The organism is Bacillus sp. ABA4_010 (genome assembly GCF_056159105.1).
Genome location: NZ_JBSWUN010000003.1, coordinates 2,239,112 through 2,257,362, shown reverse-complemented (window position 1 = coordinate 2,257,362; position 18,251 = coordinate 2,239,112). Strand labels below are relative to the sequence as shown.

Sequence of the window (18,251 nt, the reverse complement as noted above, 5' to 3'; positions counted from 1 at the left end):
ATGATCGTCCTTGTTTAGGCCAAAGCTTTTTGCTTAATTAATTGCTGCATCTGACTAGCAGTTTGTTGCTTGTTTGTTTGTCCTGTAATGCCGCCGCCTACAATGACAAGATCAGGGTTTGATTGCACGACTTCCGGCAGTGTGTTTAATTTAATGCCGCCTGCAACGGCTGTTTTTGCATGTTTGACCACACGTTTAATCGTTTGCAATTGTTCAAAAGGGCTCTCGCCAGCAGCTTGAAGATCATAGCCTGTGTGGACACAAATGTAGTCAACACCAAGTGCATCCACTTCTTTTGCTCGTTGTTCAAGATTTTTTACATTAATCATATCGACAAGAATTTGTGTTCCTTGTTTTTTCGCTTCTTCGACGGCACCTTTAATGGTGGCATCATCTGTCGCTCCAGAGTTAGTAGATGTGATTACATCCAATATTCAAGAAAGTGGATTAGGAAACGTGAAAGGGTGGAAACGTCTCATTATTGAAAAACCATTTGGACATGATTTGAAATCGGCTCAAGACTTAAATGAAAAATTAAGCAAGGCGTTTGAAGAAAATGAGATTTATCGGATTGACCATTATCTCGGAAAACCGATGGTCCAAAATCTTGTGGCATTAGAGTTTGCGAACCCTATTCTTCAAGCGCTATGGAACAATCAACATATTGCCAATGTCCAAATTACAGCTAGTGAAACAGTCGGGGTTGAAGAGCGAGCTGGTTATTACGATCAGGCAGGGGCGATTCGCGACATGGTTCAAAATCATATGATGCAACTATTGATGATGACGGCAATGCATCTGCCAAAACAGATGAGCGCTATGGATGTTCGTCGAGAAAAGGGAAATATTATGAACGCTCTTCGACCGGTACAGAAGGAAGAAGTCGCTGCACATGTCATTCGTGGTCAATATGGAGCTGGAGAAATCAACAATGAACGGGTTGTTGGCTATAAAGAGGAACCAGGTGTTAATGCTTCTTCATCAAATGATACGTTTGTGGCTGCCCGGTTATGGATTGATAATGTATTTTGGAGCGGAGTGCCATTTTATATTCGCACAGGAAAAAGAATGAAGGAAAAGGCGACAAAGATTGTGATTGAATTTAAACGTTCTTTTAAAGAGTTGGATATGGTTGAGCAGCATGAGGAGGCTGCTCCTAATCTTTTAACGATTGAGATTAGTCCGAATGAACGATTCTCCTTACAGTTAAATGTGAAAAATCCATTAAAAGATGGAAAGATTGAACCGGTCGTTGTCAGTTTCTCAGCGAATCAGGAAGATATTGAGGAAGCTTATGAACGGCTGATCTTTGATGCCTTACTTGGTGACGCTACATTTTTTGCTCATTGGAAAGAAGTGGAGTTATCATGGCAGTGGATACAGCCAATTTTAGAAGCGTTTGAAGAAAACAGTGTGCCGCTTTATCCGTATCCTTCAGGTTCAATGGGGCCTGAAGCGTCTAATTGGTTAGTAGAAGAAGATGGATTTAAATGGTGGGAGTAACAGATACCATTGAAGGGGAATAAGGATGATGTGAGAGTCGTCTGTTTAGGAAAACCTCTATTAAAATTTACTAGCCTATGAATATGAAGTCACTGCATGATGAAAGGATAGGTATATTGCCTTAATTTTCAATATTGTGTATAATTGGAAATAAATGTGTCTAAAGGACTAATAACATGACAAAATGATAAAGGCAAATTCATCGAAAGGTGAAGACGCAAAGCTATAGGGACTAAAGTCGAAGGACGATGTCAGCCAGCTACCAATGCATATTTCGAGCAAGCAGGTTCGTTGGTAGCTGGCGGCATTGAAATTGTTAGACTCCCCTAATAATTTCAATGCCGTTTTCTTATGGCTTCAGAGACATAGGGAAGTAATGTTCAAAATGAGCGAAGCTTCTACATACATAAAGGCGAGGGAAGATTCATGTCATTGCTACATTTTTCTTTAGGTTTAATAGTAGGTAGTCTACTCTTCAAAGTATTGAGCAAATGTGAAAAAATTAAGCGAAAAGCGGTACTGGAGTATGAACATCATCTTGTTCGACTAGTCGAAAGGTCGAAAGATATTTTGTACTATTATGAAGTAAAACCAGAGTATAAGCATAAGTATACAAGTCCTTCTGTTGAAGATTTCTTAGGAGAAGGAACGCTGGAAGAGCTCAACAGCAATCCCGATACCCCTTTTAATATTATTCACCCGGATGATTACGAGATTATGAAAAGAAAAGTAAGTGGTGAAATAGATTATAGTAAACCGATTATTCAAAGATTGAGAGACAAGGAAGGAAATTATAAATGGTTTGAAGAATATACGACTCCAATCTATGAAAACGGTGAATTGGTAGCGATTCAGGGAATTATGCGGAATGTAGATGAAAAAATGAAGCTACAGCAGGAGTTGGAATATAAACTTACTCATGATACGTTGACAACGGTCTACAATCGGGAGTTTTTTGAGCGAAATATGGAAATATGTAATCAGTATATAGATATATCGGCAGCCGTTATTTGCTGTGACTTAGATGAGCTGAAGTATTGCAATGACAACTATGGTCATAAAAAAGGGGATAAGCTTATTCAGGAGGCTGCTAAATTATTAAAGCAGCATTGCTCTGAGAATGCCATTGTTTCTCGAATAGGTGGTGATGAGTTTGTCGTTCTTCTTGTGCATACGGAGAAAGCCGCAGTGGAAGCTCTTTATGAAAAGCTTTTAATGGCAATCGATGAATACAATACAAGCGGTAACGACGTACAAATCAGCATGTCGATTGGATATGCGTTCAGTGAACATTCACTCGGAAACATGGATCGTTTGTTCATTGAAGCCGACCAGAACATGTATGAACAGAAACGAACGAAAAAAAGACAGCGTGCCAGTTTATTCAGTTGACGTACTTCGCCTGCAGGAAGACAGTGAAAGAACCGTTCAGGGAACGTTCTAACCTGTTTGTCTGCAGTTTTTTTATGAATAAATGCTATTTTTTTCGTGAATGGATGAATGCTGGAAACATTAAATGATACAATACCCCTGTAGGCTCGTACTTCTTTGAAGAGCAATGAAGGTGATGAAAGATGTACATAACCGTAACTGTTCACGTATATAAAGGATACAGCGCACGATGATACATAATGAGGAGGAAAAACTAGAATGGAATTTGATGTCAGTATGGACCACCTAGTGAAAATTAAAGTCATTGGAGTGGGCGGTGGAGGAAATAACACCGTAAACCGAATGGTGGAGCATGGCGTTCAAGGTGTGGAATTTATTGCTGTGAATACAGATGCACAGGCACTCAACTTATCAAAAGCAGATGTACGAATGCAAATCGGTGCAGAACTAACAAGAGGTTTAGGGGCAGGGGCCAATCCAGAGGTTGGTAAAAAAGCGGTCGAAGAAAGCAAGGAGCAAATTATAGAAGTGTTAAGAGGGGCCGATATGGTCTTCGTTACAGCTGGTATGGGCGGTGGTACGGGAACCGGAGCGGCTCCGGCCATTGCTGAAATTGCGCGTAGCCTTGGAGCACTGACGATTGGGGTAGTGACGCGTCCTTTTATGTTTGAAGGACGAAAGCGCGGCATTCAAGCTGCAGGTGGCGTTGACCTGATGAAAAAGGCGACAGATACGTTAATCATCGTGCCAAATGATCGTTTATTAGGAATCATAGATAAGAAAACGCCGATGCTTGAAGCGTTTCGGGAAGCGGATAACGTTCTTCGTCAGGGGATTCAAGGGATTTCCGACCTCATTGCGGTACCTGGATTAATTAATCTCGATTTTGCCGATGTGACGACCATTATGGCGAATCAAGGAGCGGCTGTAATGGGAATTGGACGGGCAAGCGGTCAAAATCGCGCAGCAGAAGCGGCAAGAAAAGCTATTTCCAGTCCATTGCTTGAAAGCTCAATTGAAGGGGCTCGTGGGGTACTTATGAACATCACGAGCGGTGCAGATTTAAGTTTGTTTGAAGTGCAAGAGGCAGCCGATATGGTGGCTTCTGTGTCAGATGAGGAATTAAACATGATTTTCGGTTCGGTCATTAATGAAAACATGAAAGATGAAATTATGGTGACGGTCATTGCCACAGGGTTTGAAAATTAGTCGATGAAACCATAATTTAATACAGGGTGCCTACTTTTTCAAAGAGTGGGCCCCTTTTTCCTCCAAAAACTTTCGTCTATGATGTAAAAAGTAGTTGAAGATTTCAGAAGAATTTGATAAGATGAAATCAATCAAAAGGCCGTGTGTGACTGGCGAAACGCGGATAACCGCGAGGGAGCACATGGTGTCGAAGCCGTTCGCCTGGGCAGAGGTAAGGGAAGTATTCCTTACCTCTTTCTGCTTATCAAGAGGGGATCATATTAGCTTACTTCAAGTAAAAGTTCCTTCGCAAAACTTGGATTAACTGTACAAACGAAAACCAAACATACATAAAAGGGGAGTAAGAAAAATGAGCACAATGACTGTAGACAAGGTGAAAACAATTAAAACGTTAAATAATATTGCGCAAAGCGGGTTGAATGTCTTCCATCAAGACGGTTTTGCAATCGATAATGACAGTGAGAATCCAGACGCGATTGTTGTACGTAGCTTTAATATGCATACGATGGATTTCGGTGGAAACTTAAAGGCAATTGCCCGCGCCGGTGCTGGTGTTAACAACATTCCAGTAGACAAATGCACAGAGCAGGGAATTGTCGTGTTTAATACTCCTGGGGCCAATGCTAATGCAGTAAAAGAAATGGTACTGACAACGTTAATGGCTTCATCACGTAATTTATTTGCCGGTGTAGCATGGACGAAGACGCTAGATGGTGAAGGCGATCAAATTCCAAAGCTCGTGGAAGCAGGTAAAAAGCAATTTGTCGGAAAAGAAATTAAAGGGAAAACGCTGGGTGTCATCGGTCTAGGAGCCATTGGGGCACTTGTCGCAAATGATGCGCTTGATTTAGATATGGACGTTATTGGGTTTGACCCATTCATTTCTGTTGATACAGCATGGAACTTATCTCGAAAAGTACAGCGTGCTATGACGATTGAAGAGTTATTTGCTCATTCTGACTACATTACCGTACACGTTCCGTTAACAGAGCAAACAAAAGGTATGTTTAACAAAAACACGTTTAGCATCATGAAGCAAGATGTTCATATTTTAAACTTCTCACGCGGCGAGCTTGTGAATGAAGAAGATATGGAAGCGGCATTAGAGAGCGGAAAGGTCGGCAAGTACATTACAGACTTCCCAAATCAAAACGTATTAAATATGAAAAATGTCGTGCCAATTCCGCATCTTGGAGCTTCTACACAAGAATCAGAAGAAAATTGTGCAATAATGGCGGCACGCCAAGTGAAGGACTTTTTAGAAACAGGAAACATTAAAAACTCTGTGAACTTCCCGAATGCATCTCTTCCTTATACGGGTAAAAGACGTGTAGCAGCTTTCCATCAAAACGTTCCGAACATGGTGGGGCAAATTACACAAGTTCTATCAATCTACCAGTTAAACATTGCTGACATGGTGAACAGAAGCCGCGGCGAATATGCTTACACATTGATTGATATTGACAATGAAGTGAACGGGGATATCGTTCCTGCTTTAGCGGAAAAAATGAACGAAATTGAAGGCATTGTCAACGTCCGCATTATTTAATGGATAAGTGAACTAAATGAAAGATGGATCAACCGTTTTGACGTGTTGGTCCATCTTTTTTAGTTAAGGTTCTGTTTTCTGAAAGGGACGAGCTTGAGACGAATATTCCTGATTGTACGACATATAGATGAGTGAGAGCGAAATTACAAAAGGAGGCGTTCCTTATCTCTGTACAAAACAACAAGAAGGACGGAAACATTGTGAAGAACGCGGCGAATGAAGTGAATGGAGTAGTACACAAAACAGTAGATACGGCTAATAAAATTGTGAAGTCGGTTTCGGGTGAAGGCGGTTTAGTTGGAAAGGCAGCTGATGCTTCATCCAATGTTATTAAGAACACATCGAGCTTCGGAAGTGACTTAATTGGAAAAACGACAGATAAATCATCACAAGTTATAAAAGGAGCGGCAAATAAATTATTCAAAAACAAAAAAGAGCATAACGATTGATTAAATATTGCCATTAAAACGAACGAGACCTTGTTTTTTACAGGGTCTCGTTCGTTTTAATGTTGGCTCCTCTCCACTTTGAGTGAAATCTTATATAAAAAGAAGCAGTTATAACGAGTGACAATGTACCAAATATTATCGTCATGTGCGGAAGGCCGACAGTATCCAACATCAATCCAGTCGTCAATAAGACGATTTGAAAAATAAGGTCATCGAGCATGCTACGGAATGAGAAAAATCGACCGTGACATTCACTCGGGATTCTCGTTTGAAAAATTGTTGCCGCAGTCGGAAAAAAGCAGCCAACTGCAAAACCAAATAGGATGAACGCCAAAACGGTCACAAATGGGATATGGGAAAAATAAAGCAGCAGCTGTGACAGCCCGATGACAAAGGAAAAGAAAAATAAAATCGCATAGGGCGAGCGTTGGTGACTAATGGTTTTTACGAAAAACGCTCCAAGCATGAATGAAATGCCTTCTGCTGTGTAAATCCATCCTTTAATGGACGTGCTGTCCTGAAGCTCGCTAATATTGATGACCATCAAATTGAATCCACCAATGAATAAGAGAGGAACGAGCGTCAAAATAAGCGTCATCCGTACGATTGGGCGCTCTTGAATAATTGGAAAGACTTGCGTAAAGCTTTGCGCAGGACGAACAGCTTCATCGGAACGGTTTTCTTTCCCTTTTTGCTCATCCATTTGTAAGCACCATGTCAAAATGAACAGAACCGTATAAGCTACAAACGATATGACATAGAGCATGGACAGTGACATGACAGCTAAAAAGATGCCGGCAGCGGCTGTTCCGAGTATGCGAGAAAGGGTAGATATATTCATGAATACACCGTTCAACTGCAACAAATCTTTTTCTTGCGCAATCAGTGGAATGGCAGCTTGCAGAGCAGGGAAGTAGAAAGCGGCGGCGATGTGTGTCAGGATAAGGAAAGCGACCATCCACCATACAGATCCTGTTTCAATCGCTATAAACATAAAGCTGACGCTAACTAAGCGGAAAAAGCCGGCGACAAGCATAATGGTTTTTTTTCTTGAACGATCAATCGTTTTACCAGCGAGGGGGCCAAAAGCAATTCCAGCAAGAATACCTGCTGCTAAAAGGACTGACTTTAAAAAGTCAGAGGGAACTTTATCTTGCATAAATTCAAGGTCACCGATAATGCCGAGCCACAATCCGAAGCCGGCAATAAATTCTCCGATTAATAATATCCATATATTTTTGTTTTTCCACATGATTACAACCTCACGTTCTTTACTACGTAATCTTTCTACAATGATTCCTGCTTTGATTTATCTACTGTTTATGATTATAATCGAAAATGATAATCGTTATCAATATAGTTCATTACTAATCTACTATCATTGCCCAATCTTTGTCAATTCTTTTTCAATAAAGTAGGAAGGTGTTTCATATGTCACAATTACAGCATGATGCATTCCAATCGCTTTACATTTCTTCTTTGCGAATACGTGAAGGAGTAGTGGAATCGCTCCATAAATCAAGCCGTTTGAATAGTCTGATTTACATTGCTTCTGGTAATGGTCAGTTAGTAAGCAAAGAGCAGCGGTTTTTTGTCACAGAAGGGAAGAGTTACTGCGTAACAGAAGAAAGCTTTCTCACAGCTTCCTCGTCTAACCTTCTATCTGTTTACCAATTATCGTGGGATAAAAGGAATGAGATGCTTTCACCACTTCTAACAGTGCCGCTAGCCGATCAATTGCCAGCAAAAGTGGTCCCACTTTGGGAGGAAGCGTCTAGTTTACAAAACGGAACATTATTTTCAGAACGCTGCCGTTTCCAAACAGCAGTGTGGCAACTTCTATCCATTTTGACAGATCATAAAGAGGTGGATGGAGTTGCAGAAGCCATGACAATTATACAAAATCAGCTATCCACCCCTTATTCTGTTGCCGATTTAGCTGCGAAAGCAGGAATGACCCCAGCCTCGTTTTCTAGAGCATTTCGAAAAAAGGCTGGCATGTCGCCTAAAGAATTTTTAAATGAGGAGAGAATGAAAGCAGCGAAAGCTTTAATGATTCAAAATAAAGGGATGACAACGAAGGATGTTGCTTGGCAAGTAGGTTTGCAAGATGAATTTTATTTCAGCCGCTTATTTAAGCGAAAAGAAGGTATGGCCCCCTCCGTGTATATGAAGAGATCAAAAGAGCGAATTGCTGTGGTGAGTCAGTTGTTTTTACAAGATTATCTTCTCGCTCTTGGTATCCAGCCTGTAGCGGCTCCCGCTTATCCTTCAGCCTTTCCGTTAAGTAAAGGAGTTCCAGCTTATTTAGAAAAAGAGCTGGAAGGAACGAGACTGTTGAATGGGGAAAAAATGTTTCAGCCGGAGGAGATTCTCCAAACTAACCCTGACCGTATCATTAAAACCCCTCTGCATCATGACCACATGCAATCTATTTTGTTTACTCACCAACAGAAAGTGCAGATTATCTCGCTTCAAACAGAGTGGAATGCGTACTTACGTGAGCTATCCACGATAATCGGAAAAGAAAGCAAGGTTGATCAAATTGAGCGAGACATCCATTTGTTAGAATGCAAAGTTAAAGAAGAAGTGCGATCAATGACAGTAAGGGGAAATTGGGCCGTAATCTGGATTCGACCGGAAGAAATTCGTCTCTATGGAAAAAGGCGTCATGCTTGCCTTGATTTGATTTATGAGAAACTAGAATTTGAGCCTCACCCGGACTTGCCGGAGGAGGGCTACCGTGTCGTGACGGTAGAGCAGCTTGCTGATTTAAACTTCGACAAGCTACTCATCCTCTGGAGCTATGAACAAGACGTTTGGAGAATTGCTCATACAAAAGAATGGAAAAGAATCAAGGCGGTGGAACAGAAAGAAGTTTATTATCCAAAAAGTCATGAATGGGATTCATGGGGACCTATTGGAAGAAAACATATGCTTCTTCAGTTTTCTTCTGCCCTTCAAAATGGAAAGCTACTTTTTTAAACATTTTTTTGAATAAATGTTTAATTTGTCCATGAAGAAAGTGAAATTTAACTATGTTAACAACGGTTGATAATCGTTATCATTGAAAATGAATTTCATTATTGTTTGAAGGAAGAAGACATGCAAAATGAATCGTTTGCGAAAATGGTTGTATAACGTCACGATTCATTTTGGTGAGGTTGCTTGAAAAAGGGGATTTTCCGCTTTTCAGACAACCTCATCTTTTTACTTAGATGATGAGAATGATTATCATTATCTAGGACTAAAGACTCGATGAAAGGATGGAAATATGCATCAGTCAGCTAAACATATTGCAGAAAATGCTACATTCCAGGCGTTCGTTAATAGCTATATTCGTGAATTACATATAGGACATTGGATGGGTAAAGGGGAGTGGATGAAAGAAAATCGTCCAACAACTTTTCTAGCGGGAGCGCACATCTTAGAAATTGAACTGCCACTTCAATCTGTCCGGTTTGCTCTTGAAGTAAATTATCGCTCCCTTGTTGGAAGACATTTATTTGGGGTAGCGCTGAGATATTGTAGCAAAGAAAAAGGATGGTATAAAGAAGATCGTTTTATGCTCATGATGGCATTAATTCAAGAGCTCCACATGATGGCGAAAGGAAACGGATGCCCCGAGCTTGCTTCGCATTTTGATGAATTGATTGTTCGACTCATCGGAAGCTATCAAACGATGACAACTTATATTGAAAGTAGAATGAAAGATTCACAGAAACTCTACTCCGAAAATAGTACATTTATTGAAACCGAGCAATCCCTGTTATTTGGTCATTGGCTTCATCCGACACCGAAAAGCAGACAAGGAATGGCTGATTGGCAACATGAGAGCTTCGCGCCAGAGATGGCAGGTTCGTTTCAGCTTCACTATTTTCAAGTTGACCGTCAAATCGTTACAGAGGCTTCGGTGTTCAAAGAGAGTGCGAGTGACATCATTTCTCGCTCCTTATCGAAATCTTTGCCGGAGCTCAATGTTCCAGCACATACACTCATCATACCGGTTCATCCGCTCCAGGCACAATGGCTCCTGCAACAGAAGTTTGTTAGAAAGGCGATAGAAGAAGGTTTAATCAAAGATTTAGGTGCAATTGGACCACCCTATACCGCCACCTCTTCTCTCAGAACGGTGTACCGTGCTGAAGAAGAGTGGATGTATAAGTTTTCCATTCCGGTTAAAGTGACGAATTCGTTGCGGGTCAATCGGCGACATGAATTGAAAGCTGGTGTTGTTATGGCTCAATTGATGAGCAACATCGATTTTCTAGAGAAGTACCCGTTATTTCAAATTATGGATGATCCGGCTTACATGACCGTTAATTTTCAGAATGAAGAGGAATCAGGATTCGAGATGATTATTCGAGCGAACATATTTCAAAAAGGGCACGACAAAGGTGTAAGCTCGGTCGCGGCAATTGTACAAGACCCGCTTCCAGGTCAAACGTCTCGCTTATATAACTTGATTGCTAAAGCAGCCCAGTTAGAATGCCGGTCGCTGGAACAAGTAAGTTTTGAGTGGTTTAAAAAATATTGGAGATGTGCCGTAGAGCCGCTCATTCGATTGTACGATGCTCATGGAATTGCGTTGGAAGCGCATCAGCAAAACAGTGTGCTGGATGTTTCATCTGGTTACCCCGAATTGTACTATTACCGAGATAATCAAGGCTATTATTTATCTCGGTCATATGAACAAAACCTTCGCCAGTTGGAGCCTTCGCTTGTAGAAACACCAGAGCTTTTTTATGAAGATGATCTTATTCAGGAACGCTTTACTTATTATTTGTTTATGAATCAAGTGTTTTCCGTCATGTACCGATTCGGAGCGGATGGCCTAATTGGTGAAAAAACTTTAGTGGAATGGTCTATTGAGCAATTGGAAGTATTAGCGAACGAGTTAACAGGGCAAGGGAAAAGGTTTATTCACATGATTCTTCATCAAGAGAAGCTGGCATATAAAGCTAATTTATTAACCCGTTTTCACGATATTGACGAACTGGCGGCAGAACTTGAACAAGCGGTATATACAAACTTGTCCAATCCTTTTGTTCTCGTTCGGAAGGGGGAAGAACATGAACCACTTGTCTCTCTCGTCTTCTAGAAAAGCCGAACAGCGGGTGAAGAGGCAGCTTATAGAGGCGATACTTTTTGAGAAACTCATTGCTTATGAAGAACAGCCATATGGAGAAGAGCCTTATTCTTTATTTGTACTAGTTGGAAAAAATCATACATACCGCTGCATAGGACGAAGAATGTCGTTTGACCGTATTCGACTAAAAGAAGGTAGCATTTTACGACAGCTTCCTGATGATACTTGGATAGAACCTGCCCTTGAGGAAATTTTGGCAGAACTTGTTTCAGATGAGGAACAAAAAGAACGGGTACAACATGAACTGATGCAGACTATGAAGCTTTGTGAATGGAATGAAGCTCATCTGATACATCCGCTCTCTAGAAGGGAGTCAAGCTATGAAGAGCTGGAATCAGAGCTGACGGAAGGTCATCCGTATCATCCGTGCTTTAAGTCGCGAACCGGTTTTACAGTAGACGACCACGAAAAATATGGACCGGAGGCGAAACGGTCGTTTCCGCTCAAATGGACGGCGGTTAGAAGACAGAAAGTACGACTGTCTGTTATGGAAGAGGAACAAGATTTTTGGAAACGAGAGCTTGGTCTTCCGTTATGGGAAACTTTGTTAACACAGCTCGAGGCAATGGGAGGGACGTTTACGGAATATACGTTTCTCCCGATTCACCCTTGGCAATGGAAAGTCATCGAGTCTCAATTAGCCGACTATATTTTAAAGCGAGATGTTCTGCCTTTAGATGTGGTGGGCGATGAGTACAGGGCGACTCAGTCTGTTCGAACTCTCTGGAATGAAACGAATCCCGACAAAGCCTATATCAAATTGTCTATGAATATGGTGAACACCTCTTCGTTAAGGACGCTGGCTTCTCACGCTGTCTGTGCTGCTCCTTATCTGTCAAATTGGATGGAAGCGATTGTTCAATCAGATGCTTATTTACAAGGAGAGGCTTCATTAGTTGTGTTGAAAGAATATGGAGGCATCATGTTCGAACCCGACGAGGAGCATGTAAGATTGGATGGCCAACTCGGGGCTATATGGAGAGAAAGTGTGAACACTTATATAAAGGCAGAAGAACAAGCGGTTCCGTTCAATGCGCTCATGATGGTGGAAAAAGATGGGCTTCCTTTCGTTGATCATTGGCTGAAACGTTACGGGATAGAAACATGGGTGAAACGCTTGATAGAAGTAAGCGTCGTTCCTGTGTGGCATCTTCTTATAGCGCATGGTCTTGCAGTAGAGGCCCACGCGCAAAATATGATTTTACTGCATAGAGATGGATGGCCGACACGAGTCGTGCTGCGGGATTTCCATGACAGTATTGAATATGTGGAAGGTTTTTTAGCGGATTCGAGTCTTGTCCCGTTATTTGACACCATTCATCAACGATATGAAAAGGCACCAGCAGACCGGTATTATTGGATGTCTTCGAAAGAAGCGTTAAGAGAGTTAATTATGGATACGCTATTTGTCTTTCATTTAAGCGAATTATCTTATTTGCTTGACGAACAGTACCATTATGAGGAAGCCTCATTTTGGAGCGAAATAGAAGCGGCACTGTCCCACCATTTAGAGCGTTTTCCACACTTGGCGAGTCGCCAAGCCAAACTTCAGCATGCAAGTGAATATATTTATGTTGAATCTCTGCTGACAAAAAAGCTTCAAGCGAAAGGCGAAGAAAGTTTTCGTCATCTCGTTTCGAATGTGCTTTCAAAGACAAGATAAAAAGGGGAGAACGCTATGTTTTTTGTGAATGATCAATACTATACAATCGATGATTTAGAAGCACAATACAGGGCATTTGAGAATATCCCGCAAATAAGAGGTTGCAAAAATCGAAGAATAGCAGTTTGTATGTCAGATGTTGTCCAGTGGCTGGCGCTTTGTTTATACATTCGTGCTAAAGGGGGATCTGTCTTTCCGATTCATCCATCTACGCCGAAAGAAGGAGCCATTCGCTTGGCAACTGCTGCTTCCAGTCATCTGTTAATCGTTGAATCAATCGATTCCATCATCGAGCTTTCCAATCACGATGATGAAGGGGAAGGTTGTCTGATACAGATGAGTTCAGGAACGACAGGCAATCCGAAATGCATTGAGCGAACATGGAAATCAGTGGAAGAAGAGATTGAAAGCTATACATCCGTTTTACCTGTTGATGAGCAAACGAGGTCTGTTGTTGCTTGTCCAGTCACGCACTCGTACGGTTTAATTAGCGGTGTGCTTGCTTGCTTCAAAAGAGGGGCAGAGCCAGTCATTATAACGAATATGAACCCGAAATATATATTGAAAAAGCTTGGAGAAAATCAAACACACATTTTATATGGGGCACCGGCACTTCTTCATACATTAAGTCGCCTAATTGGAAAGAATCAGCGTTTGGATATGGTGATGACATCAGGGATGGTGATGCCATCCAATTGGCTTACTTCCTTAAAGCAAGTATCACGCCGGGTGCTTCAGCAGTACGGATGCTCTGAAGCCGGTTGCGTTGCCATCCATCCCGATTTACAGGAAACCCGGGAAATGGGCTATCCGCTGCCACATGTAACGGTGGAAGCGGGAGATGGGAATACGCCAGGTGAGATTATGATTCACACTTCTTCAAAGGTCATCTATACACAAGATCTTGGATATATGCACGAGGGAGTGCTGTTCTTTTTGGCCAGAATGGATGACACCATCAATGTAGCGGGCTTAAATGTTTATCCGCAAGAGGTGGAGAATGTACTGATGGACGAACCGAGAGTTGTAGAAGCGGTCGTTTACAAAAAGCAAAACAAACTTTCAGGAGAGAGAGTTTGTGTACAGTTTGTGTCAGAGGAACCGATTGATGAAATGGAACTAAGGGAATGGTGCTCGAAGTTTCTCGCTCCTCATCAAATTCCTGTTGAGTTCAAACGTGTTCTAGAAATTGCGAAACTTCCGAATGGGAAGGTAAGTCGAAAACAATTAGAGGAGGTTCAAGTGTGACGAGAACAGAGATAATCAACAGTGTTTATAGCATATTAGAAGAACATCTGGAGCTTCCCACGTTATCTTCCTTTCATGAAGGGGCACGGCTGAATGAAGATCTTTATATGGATTCTGTGATGATATTGGAGCTTATTTTGCATTTAGAGCTTAGTCTTGGATTTAAAATTCCAGATGAAACGCTCGTGCCGAAAGACTTTCAGACGGTGGGGAGTTTAGTGAGCTTTTTAGAACGTCAGCAAAAGGAAGCGATAGGATGATTAAAGTTCATTGTTTTGTTAGTTGTGTGTGTGAAGCGATAAAGAAAACAAAGGGAGTCGATCACCGTCCGTATTATTTTGGGGTGTGGGACGCCGATTTTGATGTGTTGGAAAACGGGACGTTAACATATCACTCTGACCATATCGACCATACTTTTTTTCAAGCATGGTACGAAATACTTTACGGGATTAAACTTCATAAATGGTATGACGAGACACGTTCAAAGGAAGAAAACATAGAAGCGATGAAAAACTTGATTGAAAACAAACCTGAACATCGGTATGTGATGGTCATGCTTGATTTATCAATGCTTCCGGAGAGGGAAAACAAATTTCATCAACGACCTTTTCCGCACTATGTCATGTTGGAAAAGGCGGAAAACGAAGAAGAGTGGTTTATGTATGATCCTGATTTCCGCTGGGAAGGAATGTTGCCGAAGGAACGGATTTTAAAGGCCATTCAAGAACCATCTGTAGAAGGAGGGTATTATTTTGATGCAGACTTAATTACACCTCCGAATGCCGAGACAGTGGAAGCGTATTTCAAGACGTGTATCAAACACGATTGCAACCCGATAACAGATGCTGTTTCCAACATCATTGTTGCCTATACGGCCGGAAAAGAAAAAGAGCGTTTATCTAAGCTTGGCTTTGCCTTGAAGCAATTGCCAGTGCTAGCGATCCGAAAATATGCATATGAACACGCTTTCGCTTATTTTTGGGAATTTCTTGAGCGTGATGAAGCCGGGTTTGAAGCATGGTGTGACGATATTGAACGCCTTGTGAACGGTTATACAACGATCCAGTACCGGGCAATGAAGCTGGCGGTGACGAAAGATGTTTCTATGGCGGAAGACATTTTTGCCAAACTGGAAGAGCAAAACTTGTTGGAGTTTAAAATCAAACAGGGGCTGCAGGAATGTTTTGACGCGTGGCTATCGAAACAAACCACGGATAAACAGAAGGAGGTCATTGTATGAAGCTTTCCATTTGTACCATTTCATTCCGGCATCACCTTCATTCGATCGATGAACTGGCTCGATGGGCGCAGGAACAGCATTTTCAAGGAATTGAACTATGGGGCATTCATGCGAAGCATCTAGCGGACAATTCTTATTATGGAAAGGATTGGCTGAAGTCGTACGGTTTGGAAACGAGTATGCTCAGTGATTATTTACCGCTGGAAGCGTCGATTTCCGACATGATGACCGAAACGAGAAAACTTTCTGCTCTTGCCGTGCGATGGGGAACCAACAAAATCCGTACATTTGTGGGGAAGAAAGGGAGCGGGGAAACGAGCCCGGAGGAACGGGCGGCATTGGTGGACAGACTGCGCATGCTTTGTGAATTTGTTCAATCAGAAGGTCAGTTATTGCTTGTGGAAACTCATCCAAATACATTGACGGACAACCTTCCGTCTACCCTTCAGCTTCTGGAAGAAACCGATCATCCGGCGCTTCGAGTGAACTTTGATGTGTTGCATATGTGGGAATCTGGGGCAGACCCTCTGTCAGCGGTAAGGGAACTTCATCCAGTTGTCTCTCATTTCCACTTAAAAAATATTGCTTCCCGTTCCCAACTGAACGTTTTTGAACCTGGCAATGTTTACGCTGCTGCAGGCTCTAGGGAAGGGATGGTTCCCCTATTTGAAGGAGTGGTCAATTATCGCGCTTTTTTAAGGGAAGTACTCCCGATAATGGAAATGGAAGCTTCACTGGAATGGTTCGGGCCAAACGTGAAAGACGTACTGGAAAAGGACGGAAGCGAAGTGAGAAAAGTGGTTGGAACCACTGTAAGTTCTGTATATGTGTAATCGAAAACAGCCATTTTTTCTGCTAAGACAGAAGAAATGGCTGTTTTCGAGAGAAATCTTATGCCTCAGCTTTCGGTCGTTTAAATGCAGAGGTTGTCAGGACGATGAAGTTCACTAATCCAATACTGAAAAGGGAGGAAGTTCTTTTAAACAGGAAAAAACCGCTCATGAATATCCGATGGAAGGTGGGCATTCATGAACGGCGCAGTGGGATTATGTTGTGTTTATTGTTAATGTTCTCATTCGGTTAATAGCAGCAGCTGTCTCTATTTTCCGAGGAAGAGCTAAATCGCCTGGATGCTTACCAGGATATTTAGAGATGACATCCAACCCTTGTGTTTCAATGCGCTGATAGAGTTGATCGAGAATTGTTTTTAATGAAGTGGTCCCGTTCACTGCCTGTTTTTCAATGTAGCGAAGCATATCGGCAATGGCGCGCGTTTGACTAGGGTCGACGAGTTGCTCCATCGATGATAAATCAATAGTACTCGTTCCGTAGAGAATGGTATAGATTCCTTTCGCCTCAATCTTTTCCTTAGAACCTTTACGGGCATTAAAGCTTGTAGGCAGAGGAATTCGCCGTTCAATGTTTCCGAAGTGCCCTCCGCCTTCAGCGACACGTCCTTCTTTGAAAGTGTCCGCAATCTGTTTTGCTTTTTCGGTTACATCAATGAGGTGATATTCATCCATCATCGTGATTGTATCGGCGACGTCAAAATAATCTCCGGACCCTCCTAATACGAGAATGGTTGACACACCGTGTTGGTCGTAAAGTTGCCGAACCTTGTCGACAAAAGGAGTAATGGGCTCTTTATCTTTTGAAATTAACGCTTGCATTCTTGCGTCTCGAATCATAAAATTGGTGGCACTCGTATCTTCATCCACTAATAATACATCTGCTCCGATTTCAAGCGCCTCCATAATATTGGCAGCTTGCGATGTACTGCCGCTAGCGTCATCTGTTGAAAAATGCTGAGTATCTTGTCCGAATGGCAAATGGGTAATAAAAGGGGAGATATTGACTTTTTCAACACGTCGACCATCCTCTGCTCGTATTTTGACGGCGGATTCTGCTGTTAATACGAATTCTCTGCCGTCTCCTTTTATATGAGAGTATACGCCTCTTTCAATAGCTTTCAGCAATGTGCTTTTTCCGTGATATCCACCGCCGACAATTAAGTGAACCCCTTTTGGAAGAGCCATTCCTTTCAGTGGTTGGCGGTGGGGGACAGGAATTTCAATTTCGAGTGATAAAGGAGATTCGAAAGGAATAATCCCTTCTCCAGACAATGGTTGATGACTGACCCCGCTGATGCGCGGCAAAATAGAGCCATTGGCGACAAAACATATGTATCCATGTTCCTCCAAATAATCTCGAATGGCCGCTTGTTGGTCGCTCAGTTCAAGGTGAGCCAGCAACTCCTTTTCGTTAAAGTCAAAAAGGGTTTTCCTGAACAAAAGCGGGATATCTTCGCATAAAAGATGGGCCGCTTCTTTTCCTAAAATTCTTCTTCCAGCTGCAGGAAGTCCGACCGAAAGGCGAAGCTCAATGTTTGATGCATCCGCTTTAACCGTCGTTCGAGGTAATATTTCCTGTCCTGGTTTGTCAATATAGATGAGGCCGCTTTTGCCGATTTCTTTTCGTTTGCGTTCCAGTGCATGTATTCTTATAGCCGCTTGCCTTGCGATAAAGTCTTCAAAGGCGGTCCGACGTGAAGCTGGATAAATCCATTCTTGCTTATAGCGGGCGTTCTTTTTACTCATTTCCAAGCGAATACGGGAAGGACTGGCAAATGGATCACCTTGAACATAATCGATATGTAACAGCCAGTCACTACCCTTATATGTTTTTCCTTGAATGTCTTTGTAAGCCTTATAGCCTTTACCATCGAATTGAAGTAATTCTCTTTTCAATCGTTCCAACGAATAGTACCTCCATTTTTAGTAAGCTTCCTCTTTTTAAGCTTCCCATAGAAGAGGGGCAAATAAACGATAAAAAAAGAGGCACTCATTCAG

The 18,251-nt window shown here is 42.0% G+C and carries 12 protein-coding genes, 3 pseudogenes and 2 riboswitches; of the genes and pseudogenes, 12 read left to right on the top strand and 3 right to left on the bottom strand.

All coding sequences use genetic code 11. The features are described 5' to 3' along the window. Positions 1-14: 14 nt before the first annotated feature. Positions 15-428 (bottom strand): annotated as a pseudogene (locus ACXAEO_RS12505) (orotidine 5'-phosphate decarboxylase / HUMPS family protein); the annotation flags it as partial. On the opposite strand from ACXAEO_RS12505, the pseudogene zwf reads away from it, so the two are divergent. The 5 genes and pseudogenes from zwf to ACXAEO_RS12480 form a co-directional block, all read left to right on the top strand. Then, positions 394-1,503: pseudogene (zwf, locus tag ACXAEO_RS12500) on the top strand (glucose-6-phosphate dehydrogenase); the annotation flags it as partial. The pseudogenes ACXAEO_RS12505 and zwf sit on opposite strands and share 35 nt — an antisense overlap. Before the next feature lie 182 nt (positions 1,504-1,685). Further along, positions 1,686-1,770, top strand: a riboswitch (cyclic di-GMP riboswitch). A gap of 159 nt (positions 1,771-1,929) precedes the next feature. Beyond that, a complete protein-coding gene (locus ACXAEO_RS12495; RefSeq protein WP_474881398.1) occupies positions 1,930-2,895 on the top strand; it encodes a sensor domain-containing diguanylate cyclase in 966 nt (321 codons plus the stop codon). Between the two features lie 258 nt (positions 2,896-3,153). Then, positions 3,154-4,095, top strand: a pseudogene (ftsZ, locus tag ACXAEO_RS12490) (cell division protein FtsZ); the annotation flags it as partial. 144 nt (positions 4,096-4,239) lie between these two features. After that, a riboswitch (ZMP/ZTP riboswitch) is annotated at positions 4,240-4,318 on the top strand. A 135-nt stretch (positions 4,319-4,453) separates the two neighbouring features. Further along, a complete protein-coding gene (locus ACXAEO_RS12485; RefSeq protein ID WP_474881396.1) occupies positions 4,454-5,653 on the top strand; it encodes a phosphoglycerate dehydrogenase in 1,200 nt (399 codons plus the stop codon). Between the two features lie 200 nt (positions 5,654-5,853). After that, positions 5,854-6,102: a hypothetical protein gene (locus tag ACXAEO_RS12480; RefSeq protein ID WP_474881394.1), complete on the top strand. Its 249-nt coding sequence runs from the start codon at positions 5,854-5,856 to the stop codon at positions 6,100-6,102. 37 nt (positions 6,103-6,139) lie between these two features. Here ACXAEO_RS12480 and ACXAEO_RS12475 read toward each other — a convergent pair whose 3' ends face one another. Further along, the gene (locus ACXAEO_RS12475; protein ID WP_474881392.1) at positions 6,140-7,354 is read right to left on the bottom strand and encodes an MFS transporter; all 1,215 of its coding nucleotides are present in this window, start codon (positions 7,352-7,354) and stop codon (positions 6,140-6,142) included. Positions 7,355-7,533: 179 nt separating this feature from the next. On the opposite strand from ACXAEO_RS12475, the gene ACXAEO_RS12470 reads away from it, so the two are divergent. From ACXAEO_RS12470 to ACXAEO_RS12440, 7 genes are all read left to right on the top strand, one after another. After that, a complete protein-coding gene (locus tag ACXAEO_RS12470) occupies positions 7,534-9,087 on the top strand; it encodes a helix-turn-helix domain-containing protein (protein WP_474881389.1) in 1,554 nt (517 codons plus the stop codon). A gap of 289 nt (positions 9,088-9,376) precedes the next feature. Beyond that, on the top strand, positions 9,377-11,203 hold the full coding sequence (locus tag ACXAEO_RS12465) for an IucA/IucC family protein (RefSeq protein WP_474881387.1): 1,827 nt from the start codon (positions 9,377-9,379) through the stop codon (positions 11,201-11,203). Further along, positions 11,175-12,914 carry an IucA/IucC family protein gene (locus ACXAEO_RS12460; RefSeq protein ID WP_474881385.1) on the top strand — a complete coding sequence of 580 codons (1,740 nt, stop codon included), beginning with the start codon at positions 11,175-11,177 and terminating at the stop codon, positions 12,912-12,914. The genes ACXAEO_RS12465 and ACXAEO_RS12460 overlap by 29 nt, the downstream gene beginning before the upstream one ends. Before the next feature lie 15 nt (positions 12,915-12,929). Further along, on the top strand, positions 12,930-14,162 hold the full coding sequence (locus ACXAEO_RS12455; protein WP_474881382.1) for an AMP-binding protein: 1,233 nt from the start codon (positions 12,930-12,932) through the stop codon (positions 14,160-14,162). Continuing rightward, positions 14,159-14,422: a petrobactin biosynthesis protein AsbD gene (asbD, locus tag ACXAEO_RS12450; RefSeq protein ID WP_474881380.1), complete on the top strand. Its 264-nt coding sequence runs from the start codon at positions 14,159-14,161 to the stop codon at positions 14,420-14,422. The genes ACXAEO_RS12455 and asbD overlap by 4 nt, the downstream gene beginning before the upstream one ends. After that, on the top strand, positions 14,419-15,402 hold the full coding sequence (locus ACXAEO_RS12445) for a DUF6005 family protein (protein WP_474881378.1): 984 nt from the start codon (positions 14,419-14,421) through the stop codon (positions 15,400-15,402). Before asbD ends, ACXAEO_RS12445 begins: the two co-directional genes overlap by 4 nt. Continuing rightward, entirely contained in the window at positions 15,399-16,235 is an 837-nt protein-coding gene (locus ACXAEO_RS12440; RefSeq protein ID WP_474881376.1) for a sugar phosphate isomerase/epimerase family protein, read from the top strand. The genes ACXAEO_RS12445 and ACXAEO_RS12440 overlap by 4 nt, the downstream gene beginning before the upstream one ends. A gap of 213 nt (positions 16,236-16,448) precedes the next feature. Here the strand turns inward: ACXAEO_RS12440 and ACXAEO_RS12435 are convergent, their stop codons facing one another. Beyond that, complete coding sequence (locus ACXAEO_RS12435) at positions 16,449-18,158, bottom strand: ABC-ATPase domain-containing protein (RefSeq protein ID WP_474881374.1); 1,710 nt, start codon at positions 18,156-18,158, stop codon at positions 16,449-16,451. Between the last annotated feature and the right edge of the window lie 93 nt (positions 18,159-18,251).

Excerpts from the sequence above, each read along its gene's own strand:
- ACXAEO_RS12495 (WP_474881398.1), top strand. The coding sequence starts at position 1,930 with ATGTCATTGCTACATTTTTCTTTAGGTTTAATAGTAGGTAGTCTACTC.
- ACXAEO_RS12485 (WP_474881396.1), top strand. The coding sequence starts at position 4,454 with ATGAGCACAATGACTGTAGACAAGGTGAAAACAATTAAAACGTTAAAT.
- ACXAEO_RS12475 (WP_474881392.1), bottom strand. The coding sequence starts at position 7,354 with ATGTGGAAAAACAAAAATATATGGATATTATTAATCGGAGAATTTATT.
- ACXAEO_RS12470 (WP_474881389.1), top strand. The coding sequence starts at position 7,534 with ATGTCACAATTACAGCATGATGCATTCCAATCGCTTTACATTTCTTCT.
- ACXAEO_RS12465 (WP_474881387.1), top strand. The coding sequence starts at position 9,377 with ATGCATCAGTCAGCTAAACATATTGCAGAAAATGCTACATTCCAGGCG.
- ACXAEO_RS12460 (WP_474881385.1), top strand. The coding sequence starts at position 11,175 with ATGAACCACTTGTCTCTCTCGTCTTCTAGAAAAGCCGAACAGCGGGTG.
- ACXAEO_RS12455 (WP_474881382.1), top strand. The coding sequence starts at position 12,930 with ATGTTTTTTGTGAATGATCAATACTATACAATCGATGATTTAGAAGCA.
- ACXAEO_RS12445 (WP_474881378.1), top strand. The coding sequence starts at position 14,419 with ATGATTAAAGTTCATTGTTTTGTTAGTTGTGTGTGTGAAGCGATAAAG.
- ACXAEO_RS12440 (WP_474881376.1), top strand. The coding sequence starts at position 15,399 with ATGAAGCTTTCCATTTGTACCATTTCATTCCGGCATCACCTTCATTCG.